We start from the raw sequence: 14,619 nt of genomic DNA, 5'->3' as shown, positions 1-14,619 counted from the left end.
ACGCGGAGCGTCATGGGATGCATTCCCACGCGGAGCGTGGGAACGATCAGTCGGTCAGCACTTTGCGAAAGGTTTCCACCAACGGCCTCAAGTTGACGCGGTGCCAGGCCGCCCACAGCGGTGTGGTGTAGGCCAGCCACGGCAGTTCGCGCAATACCACGCCCGGTGGAGCGTTGCGGCTCAGGCCCTTTTGCACCATCGCCACCCCTAGCCCCGACGCGACCAGGCCCAATGCAGTAAAGGGCTCGCTGGCCTCCATGGGGATCTGCGGGGTGAAACCGGCGCGGATGCAGGCGGCGACGAAATCATCGGCCGGGTTGGCGCCAGGTTTGCGCTGCACGCCGATCCATTGTTGGTCGGCCAGGTGTTCGGGCAACAGTTCAGGGTGTTGAGCCAGCGGATGCTGTTCAGGCAGGGCCAGCAGCATCGGGTCATCGAGGACTTGCCAGGCGGTCAGGTCCGGGTCGTCGGCGGCAGGTGGTTCGCTCACCAGGGCGATGTCCAGGCTGCGTTGGCGCAAACCTTCCAGTTGTTCCAGGGAGGGCAGGTTGTACAGCTTGATATGTACGGCGGGCCGGTCGTCGCGCAGTATGCGCAAGGCATTGGGCAAGACACCGGCGTGCATGGCGTTTTCGATATAACCGATGCACAAACCGCCTTCTTCGCCGCGGCCCAGGCGCTTGCCCAGAGACTCCAGGCGGTTGGCGTGGGTCAGCAGTGCCTTGGTTTCGGCCAGGAAAGTCTGGCCGTCGCGGGTCAAGCGGATACGCTGCTGGCTGCGTTCGAACAGGGTAAGGCCCAGGCGTTCCTCGAGCTGGGCGATCTGCCGGCTCAGGGGCGATTGGGAAATGTGCAAGCGCTCGGCGGCGCGGCCGACGTGTTCTTCTTCGGCTACCACTTCGAAGTAGCGCAACTGGCGTAGATCGATCATGTAAGACCTGCAAGGACTCAAGTTGGTCGCAGTATGTCTTGGACGGTCTGATCAGTGCAATCTAGCATCTGCTCAACGGTCACAGCGACCTCGCACCGATTGAGGAACCACCATGAGCTTGAAATACACACTGCCCGGCGTACTGGGCTTTGGCACCGCCCCCTTGGGCAATATGTTTCGCGCTATCCCCGAAGAAGAAGCCCAGGCCACCGTCGAGGCCGCCTGGAGCCAGGGCGTGCGTTACTTCGATACCGCGCCGTTCTACGGCGCGGGCCTGTCGGAAATCCGCTTGGGCCAGGCCCTGTCCAACTATCACCGCGATGACTACGTGCTCAGCACCAAGGTCGGCCGGGTGATTCTGGATGAAGTCGAAGAAACCGCCCGTGACCTTGGGGAAAAAAGCGGCGTATTCGAACACGGCCGCCCGAATAAAATACTCAATGACTACAGTGCCGACGCCACGCTGCGCTCCATTGAAGACAGCCTGACACGCCTGCAAACCGACCGCCTGGACATCGTGTGGGTTCACGACATCGCCCAGGATTTTTACGGCGACCAATGGCTGGAATACTTCAACCAAGCCCGCACTGGCGCCTTCAAAGTACTCACCCGTTTGCGCGAGCAAGGGGTGATCAAGGCGTGGGGGCTGGGCGTCAATCGTGTCGAGCCTTGCGAATTGACCCTGGACCTGACCGAGGCCCAGCCTGATGGTTTTCTGCTGGCGGGGCGCTATACGCTGCTGGACCACGACCGCGCCTTGCAGCGCCTGATGGACGCGGCCCACGCCCAGCAGGTGGAGATCGTCGTCGGTGGCCCGTACAGCTCCGGCATCCTCGCTGGCGGTGCGCATTTTGAATACCAGCAAGCCAGCCCGGCGATCATTGCCAAGGTCGAGCAGATCAAGGCAATTGCCCAGACGTTTGGCGTCAGTATCAAGGCCGCTGCTCTACAGTTCTCACTGGCGCATCCGGCGGTGGCGGCGGTGATTCCCGGTGCCAGTCGTCCGGGGCGGATTGCCGAAGACGTCGCGGCGTTGTCTGAGCAGATTCCAGCAGCCTTCTGGCAAGCGTTGCGCGGGGCCCGCTTGATCTCGGACCGTGCACCTTTGCCTCTCTCACGTTAAGGAGCTTGAGCATGAAGATTGATGTAAGCGGCAAAGTGGCTATTGTCAGCGGCAGCACCGCCGGTATCGGCCTGGGCATCAGCCAGGCCCTGGCGCAATCCGGCGCCACGGTGGTGGTGATCGGGCGTGATGCAGGCAAGGTGGACGACGCCTTGGCGAGTATTCGCCAAGCGGTTCCCGCTGCTCAACTGCGTGGTGTGGTGGCCGACCTCGGGACCGTTGAAGGCGCACAGAAACTCTTCGCCGCCGAACCCCGCGCCGACATTCTGGTCAACAACCTGGGCATCTTCGACGCGGTGGATTTCTTCGACGCGCCGGACAGTGAGTGGGCGCGCTTCTATGAGGTCAATGTGATCTCCGGCGTGCGCCTGGCGCGGCATTATGTGCCGGGTATGGTCGAGCAGGGCTGGGGGCGGGTGATCTTCGTGTCGTCGGAGTCCGGCGTGGCGACGCCGGCTGACATGATCAACTACGGAGTGACCAAAAGCGCCAACCTGGCGGTGTCCCACGGCCTGGCCAAGCGCCTGGCGGGTACTGGGGTGACGGTGAATGCTATCTTGCCGGGGCCGACCTTTACCGATGGCCTGGAACACATGCTCAAGGACGCCACGGCCGAATCCGGGCGCAGTGCCCGAGACGAAGCAGATGTGTTTGTGCGCCATGCGCGGCCCACCTCGATCATCCAGCGTGCGGCCAATGTGGATGAAGTGGCGAACCTGGTGGCGTACATTGCTTCACCGCTGTCTTCGGCGACGACCGGTGCCGCGCTGCGGGTCGACGGTGGCGTTGTCGACAGCATGGCAATCTGATTTTTTCCTGACTGGAGTATTGATTGTGGCAACAGCTTCTTCTGTGATTGAAATTGCGGTGTCGGCCGACCAAGTCTGGCAACTGATTGGCGGCTTCAACAGCCTGCCCGACTGGCTGCCTTTGATTGCCAAGAGCGAGCCGAGCGAGGGTGGTCGTGTGCGTCACCTGACCGCCGCTGACGGCGGCACGATTGTCGAGCGCTTACAGACTTTCGACAACGTGGCGCGCACCTACAGCTACACCATTGAAGCGTCGCCGTTTCCGGTGAGTGCTTACCTGTCGACCTTGCAGGTGGAAGCGTTGACGGACACCTCGGCGAAAGTGACCTGGTCCGGCGTGTTCACGCCGGCAGCGGGCACCACCGATGCGCAAGTCGAGGAATTGTTTGCCGGTATTTACGAAGGCGGGCTTGAGGCGCTGCGCGGTAACTTCTAAAGATTGTGGCGAGGGAGCTTGCTCCCGCTGGACTGCGTAGCAGTCCCACAAAGAGCGGGGCCGCTTCGCGCCCCAGCGGGAGCAAGCTCCCTCGCCACAGGTGGGGTTTAGCCTATATGGAGCAAGGCTGCCGCGACAGCCTCTGCCGGCGTCATCTGCGCCGTATCCAGCCTGAACGGTGGTACCTCCCAGCGTTCATACTCATGCACCTGTACCGATTCCCAGGTCGGTGGCACCAGCCCCGGAATATCGCCCACACGCCCTTCGACTCGGCGCCGATGCGCCTGCTGATCGGTACACACTACCTCGATATTGATCAGTGCCACGCCGGCCGCTGTCGCCACCGCTTGCCAGGCATCGCGGCTTTCCTTCACCGGGTTCACACAATCGGCGATTACCCGCTGTGCCAGGCGCAGGTTACTCAGCGCCAGCGCATTCGCCACACCGTAGCCACTGGCCCCCACATCGCCCGCCAACACCGCAGCCTCCCGCAGCGCCTGCTCAATCACATCAATACGCAGGTAAACCGCGCCCAACTGTCGCGCCAGCTCCCTGGCAATCGTGGTCTTGCCACTGCCAGGCAAGCCGCTGAATACAATAAGCATGACCCATCAACTCCATATGTAGGAGCGAGCTTGCTCGCGAAAAACGCCAACAAAACGCGTACTGCCTGAATAAACGCGGTGCCTGTGAGNGTTTTTCGCGAGCAAGCTCGCTCCTACAGTGGTATTAGAACCGCGTGATTCATTTCACCCACAGGAGCGCCCATGACCCTGCCGTTCGTGAAGATGCACGCCCACGGCGATGACTTCATTATCATCGACCGCCGTGGCGAGGATAACCCCATTAATGCGCAGATTGCCCGCCATCTGGGTAACCGCCGCACCGGCATCGGTTTCAATCAACTGGCGGTGGTGCTCGACTGTGAGCAGGCCGCCGCGCGCGTTCAGTTCTGGAACCCCGACGGAACACGCCTGCAAACCTGCGGCAGCGCGACTCGTGGCGTGGCCGATCGCCTGATGCATGAGGCAGGCGCCGAGACCATCGTGCTGCTTAGCGACCGCGGTTTACTGACATGCACACGTGCTGATGGGCAGCGGGTGTCGGTGGACATGGGCGCACCCTCGCTGGGCTGGGCGTCGGTACCCTTGGCCAAGGCGATGGACACCTGCGTGTTGCCTATCGACGGCCAGCCGGCAGCGTGCAGCATGGGCAACCCGCATTGCACGTTTTTTGTAGAGGATGTGACTGCGCTCGATATTGAGGCCATAGGCTCGACCCTGGAAGTTCACCCGCTGTTTCCGGCCAGGACCAATGTGCATTTCGTGCAAGTGCTGGACCGCGGCCATATCCGCCTGCGTATCTGGGAGCGTGGCGGCGGTGTGCCGCTGGGGTCCGGCTCATGCTGTTGCGGGGCGGTCGTCAACGGCATCCGGCGAGGGCTGCTCGATGAGCGTGTGGAAGTCCAGTGCGACGGTGGCGCGGTCACGGTGCAATGGGACGGGCAGGGCGGCGTGATATTGACCGGCCGTGTCGAGCCGATCATGCAGGGCACCGCGTACCTGGACTAGAACTTCACGGTAAACGTGGTGCCGGCACTCGCACAGGAACTCACCGCCACGTCGCCGCCATGTACTTTGGCCAGTTCGCGCACGATATACAGGCCCAGGCCTACGCTACGCACGTCGCTGCCTTGGTCGGTGCCGCGGGTCATGGGTTCGAACAACCCGGCCAGCAGGGTTTGCGGAATCGCCGGGCCGTGGTTGTGCACCGCAACCGCGCAGCTGTTGTCGCCCAGGCGTGATGTGATGGTAATCGGCTGCAGCAAGTCGCCATAGGCCACGCTGTTGGCCACCAGGTTACCGATCATCTGTTGCACACGGTCGGCGTCCAGGCAGGCGTCGCCCTGGCCCTCGGCGTGATGCACCAGCGTGGCCTTGGGGAAGGCCACCCGCAGTTCGTCGACGCTGCGATGAATAACGCCATGCAGGTCCAGCGGTTGCGGCTTGATGGTAATGCCCTGGCCGACCCGGGCCTGGGTGAAGTCCAGCAGGTCGGCGATCATGCGATGGGCGCGTTCGGAAGACTGGCCGATGTGCCCCAGTAGCTGGCGCTCCTTGGCCGTGCGCTCGCCGCGCTGGAGAAAGTCGGCGGCCATGCGGATCGCAGTCAGAGGGTTTTTCAGGTCGTGGCTGACAATCGCCACCATCTGTTCGGCAAACAACGCCCGGCGCTGGGCAATGGCATAGGCCTCGCTCAGCTCGGCCTGGGCCTGTTGCAGGGCCAGTTCCGTGGCGGTTTTTTCCTGCAGCAGGGCTTCGGCCTGCTTGCGCGCATTGAGCAGTTCGCGCTCGTACTTGTCACGGTCGGTGGTGCCGAACAGCGCCAGGTCATACACCACGCCGGCCGGCTGCTGGCGCTGGTTGGCATTGAGCAAGACCGTGACTTTGTGCCCGTTGCAATGGCGGATGTCGAGCTTCACCTCGGTGACGCTGCCGTGCATGCGCAGCATTGGCGCCAGGTGCGTCTGGTAGAAAATCCGCCCGCCCATGGCCAGCAGGTCCTGGAAACGCCGGCCCAGCAGTTGGGCCGCCGTGAAGCCCAGCCAATCGCACAAGCGTGGGTTGACGTGCAGGATCGTGCCATCTTCCTGGGTCACCGCCAGGGCACAGGCCGCGCTGTCAAACAGCGGGTCAACGGGCATCGGCAGCCGCCCAAGGGGCCAGGAACCGGTCCATCGCCGCGGCACACGCCTGAGGGGCGCTCATATGCGGGCAATGGCCGACATTCTCGACTAGGCAATAAGTGCTGTTAGGTAATACGGTGTGCAGGTATTCACCCACGGCCACGGGGGCGATCAGGTCGTCGGTCGATTGCAGGATCAGCACCGGGGTGGTCAGGCCGAACACATCCTGGCGGTTATCCGACAGGAAGGTCACGCGGGCGAACTGCTTGGCGATGTCCGGCTCGGTGCGACAGAAGCTGTCGGTGAGCACCTCGCTCAGGTGCGGCTGCGTCGGGGCGCCCATGATCATCGGGGCCATGGCGCTGGACCAGCCGAGGTAGTTGCTGTCGAGGGTGTCGAGCAGGTCGTCGATGTCGTCGCGCTTGAAACCGCCGACATATTCCTCGGTATCGATATAGCGCGGCGATGGGCCAATCATCACATGCGCGGCAATGCGTTCCGGGATGAAACGATCAGCGAGAGTGCCGATCATCGAGCTCACCGAGTGGCCCACTAGAATCACCGGGCCTTGGGCGTAGGCGTCGATAATCTCGTTCAAGTCATGGGCATAGCCATCCAGGCGGCTGTATTTGGCTTTGTCGAACGCACTCAAGTCCGACAGGCCGGCGCCAACCAGGTCATACAGCACCACGCGAAAGCGGTCGAGAAAGTGCGGCGCCAGGGCATCCCACATGGCCTGGTTGCAACCGAAACCGTGGGAAAACACCAGGGTCGAGGGACCGTTGCCCATCACATGTACATTGTTGCGGTGACTTAGGTCCATGGGCGTCCCGTAGATGGCTTATTGCTATGCAGCTGATCGGCAGTTTAGATAGTCGCAGGCCCTGGGTCACGCGTTTGCACGCAGATAAGGTAAAGTCGGCGCCTTCAGGGAGAGACTTCAGGTAACCATACATGATCGTGCTTGTGCGGCAATCGGTGTTCAGCCTACTGGCCCTGGTATTTTCCAGCCTGTTGATCACCGCTCATGCGGACACCTCGCCGATTGGGGTAGCCCTTGATCAGCGGGTCATTGACCTGACAAACACCCTCGACTCGGGCACCGCCCAGCGCCTCAAGCAACAACTGGCTGACCTTGAACAACGCAAAGGCGCGCAAGTGGCGGTATTGCTGGTGCCAACCACCGGCAGCGCCGATATCGAAGGCTACGCCAACCAGCTGTTTCGTGCCTGGAAACTGGGACGCAAGGACGTCAACGACGGCATCCTGCTGGTGGTGGCCAAGGACGACCGCAAGGTACGTATCGAGGTGGGCTACGGCCTGGAAGGCATCGTCACCGACCTGCTGGCCCATCGTATTATTGAAGAACAGATCACCCCGGCGTTTCGCCAGGGCGATTTTGCCGGCGGTGTGCAACAGGGGGTGGACGCCCTGACCGTGCTGGTGGACGGCGGTGACCTGCCGCAACTGGCGGGAGCCGGGATCAACCCCCAATTCATGGCATTGTTGGCGGCGCTTATCCTGGGCGGCTTGGGCGGCGTGGCGATTGCAGCCGGCAAGCTGCATTGGCGCAAGGCGTTGATCGCCGCCGTGGCGGCCACGCTGTTGTTGACGCTGCTGGCGGGCGGTTGGGAGTGGCCGATGTTCCTGTTTGTCGTGCCGCTGACGCTGTTGATAGGCGGCGCGATATTCGGCGCGCTGTGGCAGGTGCGTACGCTGTTTTACTGTGTGATCGGGCTGCTGGCTTACAGCCTCGGGTTGGTTATGGCAAACCAGTACGTGGATGTCAGTTTCATCCATTGGCTGCTGTGGCCATTGGGCGTCTTGGTGGTGCTGGGGTTGTACCTGGTACTGCTGCTGATCATGAGAGAGACATGGCGCACCAGCCGCGCCGGTTTTATTGTGCGGTTGCTGGCGGCGGTAGTGGTGTACGTGGTGGCAGGATGGGTGATTGACGACGGCCGCGACGGCTGGCTGCTGGCGTTTCCTATCGCATCGTTTGTCGCGCTGATTATCTTTGGCAAGGTTGGCGAGGGGGCTGGATCTGGCTCGGGCGGTGGCTCCGGTTCAAGTTCCAGCAGTTCTAGCAGCAGCTCGTCCGGTGGTGGTGGTTCCAGTGGCGGTGGTGGGGCTTCCGGCAGTTGGTGACTCGCTGGCGGATGCCCACGCTTTCGCACCCCACCCATGGCAAGCGCGTGTTTGGCAATACCATGGAGAGGCGCAACGGCTTGGATAGCAAACAGTCGTTTGCACTGTTACGCCTTGACCCAACCGCCCTTGCCGTCGGATTTGATTTAGGAATCTATGGGGGCGCGATTGGCGACGCTCGGAGCGTCGTCGATGACCTTTTGGTCCGCAGGCAGGTAACCGTTATCAAACCGATGGGGAAGAGGGGGGATCTGCGCGTCGTCGATGACCTTTTTGTCCGACGGCAGGCAGAGGTGATCAAACCGACGGGGAAGAGGGTGGATCTGCGCGTCGTCGATGACCTTTTTGTCCGAAGGCAGGAAGATCTGATCAAACCGATGGGGAAGAGGGTGGAACTGCGCGTCGTCGATGACCTTTTTGTCCGAAGGCACGAAGTGGTGATCAAACCGATGGGGAAGAGGATGGACCTGAGCGACGTGGATGGCTTTTTTGTCCGAAGGCAGGAAGAGGCGATCAAACCGATTGCGATTGGCGTAGGCCCGATATTCGTCGCCGACGCTCTTCCAGCCGCACTTGCCACCGGACACTTCTGCATCATCGCCAACCCTGTTTTCTTCCAAGGGGTTGTACCTGGGTTTATCGTTATCGATCTTGTTTGCGTCAACAGGTTGATGGGTCGGGATGGATGGGGTGAAGCCACTGATTGAAGACACGATTACACCTCTGTGATAGCTAGGAAGATGCCCCGCCGGGGCAGGGTCCTGGCGGGGTGTTTCGCAGGCTACAGCGCCCGGAACCTTCACTCAATGTGGCCTGTTTCGCGTGAATGTAAGCGTGTGAAACCCCTGTGTGGTTAGCTCATACAGCGGGAGAAGTTGCTGTAGGCACAATCTGAGATAACGCTTTGCAGCGTCAGGCTTGACGTCAGACAGCACAGACAAATCCAGGATTTTTACCTGTTGAAAAGCATTCGTTCCCTGCACGGCTTTTCGGCAGTTTCATGCCTTGCAACACACAATCACTACTGCGACGGTGTGGCTTTCAACGCCATCACCATTTCATGCCACGCCATCCCACCGTGATCCGACGGCGAAGGGCGCACGTAGGTATAGCCCATGCGGGTGTACAACGGCACATGCTGTTGCTTGCACATTAGATGAATCGTCTGCTTGCCCAGTGTTCCCATGCGCTGCACGAACGCGGTCATCAGTCTTTTCGCATAGCCCTTGCCTTGATGGGCCGGGTCGACCACCACCGACATGATCACCACATTCGGCGCCTCGGCGTCATGGCCCACCAACTCCTTGAAAGCCTCGTCCGACATTACCACCTCATGGGCACAGCCCGAGTTGATGAACCCCACCACTGCGCCATCTTCCTCCAGGATCAGAAATCCCTCGGGATACTGCGCGATGCGCGTGGCGATTTTTTCAAGCGTTGCGGCTTCGTCGCCTTCGTAAGCGGTGGTTTCAATGTGAAAGCAGCGTGCGGCGTCGGTGGGCAGGGCGTTGCGCAGGGTGAGAGTGGGCATGGGCGGTTCCAGGGATGTTCAGTGAAAGGCCACATCATAGAGAAACATCGGGGCTATGGCACCGCACGGCCATTCATCACCCCTTGTAGGAGCGAGCTTGCTCGCGAAAAACGTCAACGATAACGCGCGCCTCCTGGATGAACGCGGCGCCTGCGAGTTTTTCGCGAGCAAGCGCGCTCCTACACGTTGTAACGGGTAGGGCAGGCGCGACCGAGAGTCTGTATCAAACCCCTCCCACCAACTTGCCACTGTCCATCCGGCGCTTATACGCACTGTCCCGACTCGCCAACCAGAAGTACAACGGTGACGTCACCGCCAGCCCCACCACCCACGACAAGTCCGCGCCGTTGATGTGCTGCGAAATCGGCCCGACGTACAGCGGCGTGTTCATGAACGGAATCTGCACCGCGATCCCCACCGCATAGGCCAGCAGCGCCTGCGGGTTGTACTTGCCGTAGATGCCGCCATCCACACGGAAGATCGAGGCGATGTCGTATTGGCCTTTGTGAATGGCGTAGAAGTCGATCAGGTTGATCGCCGTCCAGGGCACCAGCACCACGAGCAGCACCAGCACCATGTCGACGAAGTGGCCGATGAAGTCTTGGGAGGCAAATACCGCCGCAATCGAACAGGCGGCCAGCACGATGATGGAAATCACCGCACGGCTTTTCGCGGTCGGGATCCAGCGGTAGGCGAAGGTCTGTACCAGGGTGATGATCGACAGCACCGCGCCGTACAGGTTGAGGGCGTTGTGGCTGATCACGCTGAGCAGGAACAGCACCAGCATCAACGGACCGATGGCGCCGGTGGCGAGTTTGACGGCGTCCATGGTGTCCATGCCTACCGGCGTGGCGAGCACTGCCACGGCGCCGAAGATGAACGCCAGGCTCGACCCTAGCGCCGAGCCCAGGTAGGTGGTCCAGAAGGTGGCGGCTACCGGCACGTCGGCTGGCAGGTAGCGGGAATAGTCCGACACGTAGGGCGCAAAGGCGATCTGCCACAGCGCGGCCAGGGAAACGGTGGCCAGCCAACCCGAGATGTTGAAGCTGCCACGGGTGAGGAAATCCGTGGTCTGTACATGGGTGAAGATGTAGCCAAAGCCCAGCACGATGCCGGCGCCCAGTACCCAGGTGCCGATTCGATTGAGTACGTGGATGAAGCGATAGCCGATGATGCCGATGATCCCGGAACCAATGGCGCCGATAACGATGCCCACCGGTACAGGTACGACGTCCACCACGCCGTGCAGGGATTTACCGGCCAGCACAATGTTGGAGGCGAAGAAGCCGATGTACATCACCCCGGCAATCACCACCACCAGCAACGCGCCGAGGGAGCCGAACTGAGCACGGCTCTGGATCATCTGCGGGATGCCCATCTGCGGGCCCTGGGCTGAGTGCAATGCCATCAGCACACCGCCGACCAAATGGCCGACAAGAATGGCGACAATGCCCCACACCAGGTTGAGGTGGAACAGTTGCACACCCAGTGCGCCAGTGACGATAGGCAACGGCGCGATGTTGCCGCCGAACCACAGGGTGAACAGGTCTCTTACCTTTCCATGGCGATCTTCCGGGGGCACGTATCCAATCGTGTGTTTTTCGATGAGCGGGGCGGAGGATGTTGCAGTGGTAACCATGACGAGCTCCAAGGCAAGGTGAGTACGTGGACGTACTTCGCTATGCGCTGCACGGGCGGCGCTTTGTTGTTGGAGTGATCATCTGTAATGGGCGCAGGCAGGTAAATTAGTAAGTTTGTTGCTATAGACCTTAAAAAAAATATCTCACGTGGTTTTATGCTCCGGTATGTTGCATGGGCTTCAATGGCTTGAAAAACCGGTGTATCTGCGCACCTGTTTGGGGCGAAAACCCACGTTTATGGAGGTGCCGATGGCTGCCTACAACCTGCGCCAGCTCAGATATTTTGTGACCACGGCCGAATGCGGCAGCGTCGCCGAGGCGTCGCGCAAGCTGTATATCGCCCAGCCGTCGGTGTCCACGGCGATCAAACAGCTGGAAGACAGCTTTGGCGTGCAGCTGTTTATCCGCCACCACGCCCAGGGCGTTTCCCTTACGCCCAGTGGCGCGCGCTTTTATCGCAAGGCGTTGGAGCTGTTGCGGGTGGCCCATGAGTTCGAGCAGAACGCCCTGGCGGATAATGACGTGGTGGCCGGGCAGATCGACATCGGCTGCTTTGAAACCGTGGCGCCGTTGTACCTGCCACGCTTGATCGCCGGCTTCAAGGCACGCTGGCCAGGGGTGGAGATCCGCATCCGCGATGGCGAGCAGCAGGAATTGGTGCAGGCGCTGACCGCAGGCAGTATCGACGTGGCGATGTTGTTTGAGCACGACCTGGGCGGCACCATCGAGACCACGCCGTTGATGCCGCCCCAACAGCCCTATGCGTTGCTGCCGGCCGATCACCGCTTCGCCCAGCAGGCCAGGGTGTCCCTGGCCGACCTGGTGCTGGAGCCAATGATTTTGCTGGACGTGTTGCCCAGCCGTACCTACTTCGTGAGCATCTTCGAAGAGCGCGGGCTGACCCCGAATATCGTATTCAGCTCGCCCTCCATCGAAATGGTGCGGGGCATGGTGGGGCGCGGGTTCGGGTTCTCGATCCTGGTGACCAAACCCTTCAGCGAGTACACCTATGATGGGCAGAAGGTGGTGTGCATTCCCTTGGCTGAAACGGTCACGGGGTCCGGGCTGTCGGCCGTGTGGTTGCGTCGTGCACCGCTGACCAAGCCGGTGCAATTGTTTGTCGACTATTGCCGTGAAGAACTTGCGCGGTTACTGGCGTGACTGCGAACCAGCTCCGCGCGCTTATGCGGGTCAGTTTTCAGCCAACTGGAGCTGTTGCTTGGCCAGCTTCACCACATTGTCCAGGGTAAACCCGAATTTCTCCTGCAACTTTGCCAGCGGTGCCGAGGCGCCAAAGCTGTTCATCACCACCTTGGCGCCGGTCTGCCCGACATAGCGGTCCCAGCCCAAGGGGCCGGCCTGTTCCACCACCACGCGGGCTTTCACTGCGGGCGGCAACACGCTGTCGCGGTAGGCTTGATCCTGCTCTTCAAACAGCTCCCAACTGGGCATCGATACCACGCTGGCGGCAATGCCTTCACCTTTGAGCTGCTCATACGCGGCGACCGCCAGGCTGACTTCGCTGCCTGTTCCTATCAGGATGACCTCAGGCTCTTGCGCACTGGCCAGCACGTAGGCACCTTTGGCCGCGCCGCAGGCCGCCGCGTACTGGGTGCGATCCAGAGTGGGCAGCGGCTGGCGTGACAGCACGACACAGCTGGGCCGATGAGTCTGGGCCAAGGCGACTTTCCACAATTCCAGCGTTTCATTGGCATCGCCCGGGCGCAAGGTCAACAGCCCCGGCGTGGCCCGCAGTTGGGTGAGGTGTTCGATAGGCTGATGTGTCGGTCCATCCTCGCCGACGCCGATGGAGTCATGGGTAAACACGAAGATCACGGGTAATTCCATGATCGCCGCCAGGCGGATCGGCGGTTTCATGTAATCGCTGAATACCAGGAAGGTCGAGGTATACGGGCGCAGGTAGGACAGCGCCATGCCGTTGGCGATTGCGCCCATGGCGTGTTCGCGGATACCGAAGTGCAGGTTGCGCCCGCTGTAATCATCCGCGCTGAAACGCCCGGCACCGTCGAAGGTGAGGTTGGTCTTGGTCGAGGGCGACAAATCCGCCGAGCCGCCCAGCAGCCAGGGGATCTGTTGGGCGAAGGCATTCAACACTTCGCCGCCTGAGGCACGGCTGGCGACGCCTTTGGCATCGGCGGCAAAGTCTGGCAGGTGCGCTTGCCATTGCTCGGGCATTTCCCCGGCGCGCATGCGTTGCAGTTCATCGGCCCGTTGCGGCTCGAGGGAGGCCAGGGTCTGGTTCCATTCGGCGTACAACGGCTCGGCACGTTCGTAAAGGGCATCGCGCAACACTGTGCGAGCCTCTTGCGGCACCAGGAAGCTCGAATCCTGCGGCCAGCCATAGGCGGCCTTGGTCAGGCGAATTTCATCGTCCCCCAACGGCTCGCCATGGGCAGCAGCGGTATTGTGTTTGTGCGGTGAGCCGTAGCCGATCACGCTGTCCACGACGATCAAGGTGGGCGCGCCGGTGTTGGCCTTGAAGGTTTCCAGCGCCACGCTCAAGGCCTGCAAGTCATTGGCGTCGGTGACATGCACGGTGTGCCAGCCATACGCCTGGAAGCGTTGGATCACGTCTTCACTGAACGCCAGCTCAGTGTGGCCCTCGATGCTGATGGTGTTGTTGTCATAGATCCAGCACAGGTTATCGAGCTTCAAGTGCCCGGCCAGGGACGCGGCTTCGCTGCTGATGCCTTCCATCATGTCGCCGTCACCGCACAGGGTGTAGACGTCGTAGTCAAACAGCACCTGGCCGTCGCGGTTGAAGCGCTGAGCCAGCCAACGCTCAGCCATGGCCATGCCCACGCTGTTGGCGCAGCCCTGGCCCAACGGGCCCGTGGTGGTTTCTACGCCTGTGGTCATGCGGTACTCGGGGTGGCCGGGGGTCTTGGAGCCCATCTGCCTGAACTGCTTGATATCCTCGAGGCTGACGGCCGGTTGGCCGGAACGCTTGCCGTGGGCGTCGATCTCTACCACGCCGGCCAGGTGCAATAGCGAATACAGCAACATCGAGGCATGCCCCACCGACAACACAAAACGGTCACGGTTGGGCCAGTCGGGATGTTCGGGGTGATAACGCAGGAAGCGACTCCACAGTGTGTACCCCACGGGCGCCAGGCCCATGGGCGTGCCAGGGTGACCCGAATTGGCCTTCTGCACGGCATCCATGGCCAGGGTGCGTAGGGTATTGATGCATTGGGTGTCGGCAGCAGTGGCAACGTGATTCATAAAACCGTTCTCCCTGGGGTGGCGATCTACAGTGGAGGGCAGGGCGGGGCAAAGGTTTGATCCCATCGC

General features: G+C 61.4%; 14 protein-coding genes. 6 read left to right on the top strand and 8 right to left on the bottom strand.

All coding sequences use genetic code 11. The features are described 5' to 3' along the window. Positions 1-46 precede the first annotated feature (46 nt). Positions 47-931, bottom strand: a complete 885-nt coding sequence (locus tag ACTJLA_RS22005; protein WP_181125012.1) for a LysR substrate-binding domain-containing protein — start codon at positions 929-931, stop codon at positions 47-49. Between the two features lie 112 nt (positions 932-1,043). Here ACTJLA_RS22005 and ACTJLA_RS22000 point away from each other — a divergent pair, with 112 nt between their 5' ends. From ACTJLA_RS22000 to ACTJLA_RS21990, 3 genes are read left to right on the top strand one after another with little or no spacing between them, the layout of a single operon-like run. Beyond that, a complete protein-coding gene (locus tag ACTJLA_RS22000; protein ID WP_198791101.1) occupies positions 1,044-2,054 on the top strand; it encodes an aldo/keto reductase in 1,011 nt (336 codons plus the stop codon). Between the two features lie 11 nt (positions 2,055-2,065). After that, positions 2,066-2,863, top strand: coding sequence for an SDR family NAD(P)-dependent oxidoreductase (locus ACTJLA_RS21995; RefSeq protein ID WP_089042545.1), 798 nt, complete (start codon positions 2,066-2,068; stop codon positions 2,861-2,863). 25 nt (positions 2,864-2,888) lie between these two features. Then, positions 2,889-3,299, top strand: a complete 411-nt coding sequence (locus ACTJLA_RS21990; RefSeq protein WP_054918606.1) for an SRPBCC family protein — start codon at positions 2,889-2,891, stop codon at positions 3,297-3,299. 107 nt (positions 3,300-3,406) lie between these two features. Here the strand turns inward: ACTJLA_RS21990 and ACTJLA_RS21985 are convergent, their stop codons facing one another. Beyond that, entirely contained in the window at positions 3,407-3,904 is a 498-nt protein-coding gene (locus ACTJLA_RS21985) for an AAA family ATPase (RefSeq protein ID WP_089042546.1), read from the bottom strand. Positions 3,905-4,066: 162 nt separating this feature from the next. Between ACTJLA_RS21985 and dapF the strand changes: the two genes are divergently transcribed. Beyond that, entirely contained in the window at positions 4,067-4,870 is an 804-nt protein-coding gene (gene dapF, locus ACTJLA_RS21980) for a diaminopimelate epimerase (RefSeq protein ID WP_198862798.1), read from the top strand. Here the strand turns inward: dapF and ACTJLA_RS21975 are convergent. Next, entirely contained in the window at positions 4,867-6,003 is a 1,137-nt protein-coding gene (locus tag ACTJLA_RS21975) for a PAS domain-containing sensor histidine kinase (RefSeq protein WP_314544240.1), read from the bottom strand. The genes dapF and ACTJLA_RS21975 overlap by 4 nt on opposite strands. Continuing rightward, complete coding sequence (locus ACTJLA_RS21970) at positions 5,993-6,808, bottom strand: alpha/beta fold hydrolase (protein ID WP_440842116.1); 816 nt, start codon at positions 6,806-6,808, stop codon at positions 5,993-5,995. The genes ACTJLA_RS21975 and ACTJLA_RS21970 overlap by 11 nt, the downstream gene beginning before the upstream one ends. A 131-nt stretch (positions 6,809-6,939) precedes the next feature. On the opposite strand from ACTJLA_RS21970, the gene ACTJLA_RS21965 reads away from it, so the two are divergent. Next, a complete protein-coding gene (locus ACTJLA_RS21965) occupies positions 6,940-8,133 on the top strand; it encodes a YgcG family protein (protein WP_314544236.1) in 1,194 nt (397 codons plus the stop codon). Positions 8,134-8,279: 146 nt separating this feature from the next. On the opposite strand, the gene ACTJLA_RS21960 is transcribed toward ACTJLA_RS21965, so the two are convergent. The 3 genes from ACTJLA_RS21960 to ACTJLA_RS21950 form a co-directional block, all read right to left on the bottom strand. Continuing rightward, complete coding sequence (locus tag ACTJLA_RS21960) at positions 8,280-8,846, bottom strand: hypothetical protein (protein ID WP_139271524.1); 567 nt, start codon at positions 8,844-8,846, stop codon at positions 8,280-8,282. A gap of 308 nt (positions 8,847-9,154) precedes the next feature. Next, positions 9,155-9,664 carry a GNAT family N-acetyltransferase gene (locus tag ACTJLA_RS21955; RefSeq protein ID WP_060765081.1) on the bottom strand — a complete coding sequence of 170 codons (510 nt, stop codon included), beginning with the start codon at positions 9,662-9,664 and terminating at the stop codon, positions 9,155-9,157. A 223-nt stretch (positions 9,665-9,887) separates the two neighbouring features. Continuing rightward, entirely contained in the window at positions 9,888-11,303 is a 1,416-nt protein-coding gene (locus ACTJLA_RS21950; RefSeq protein WP_054896557.1) for a purine-cytosine permease family protein, read from the bottom strand. 250 nt (positions 11,304-11,553) lie between these two features. Between ACTJLA_RS21950 and ACTJLA_RS21945 the strand changes: the two genes are divergently transcribed. Continuing rightward, complete coding sequence (locus tag ACTJLA_RS21945) at positions 11,554-12,465, top strand: LysR family transcriptional regulator (protein WP_034125760.1); 912 nt, start codon at positions 11,554-11,556, stop codon at positions 12,463-12,465. Positions 12,466-12,495: 30 nt separating this feature from the next. Here the strand turns inward: ACTJLA_RS21945 and tkt are convergent, their stop codons facing one another. Further along, on the bottom strand, positions 12,496-14,550 hold the full coding sequence (tkt, locus tag ACTJLA_RS21940; protein WP_314544226.1) for a transketolase: 2,055 nt from the start codon (positions 14,548-14,550) through the stop codon (positions 12,496-12,498). Between the last annotated feature and the right edge of the window lie 69 nt (positions 14,551-14,619).

It is taken from the genome of Pseudomonas sp. 22072, from assembly GCF_052046095.1.
Lineage (GTDB): Bacteria > Pseudomonadota > Gammaproteobacteria > Pseudomonadales > Pseudomonadaceae > Aquipseudomonas > Aquipseudomonas paracarnis.
Note: the sequence above shows the minus strand (reverse complement) of the source record. Positions and strands in the feature narration are given on the sequence as shown.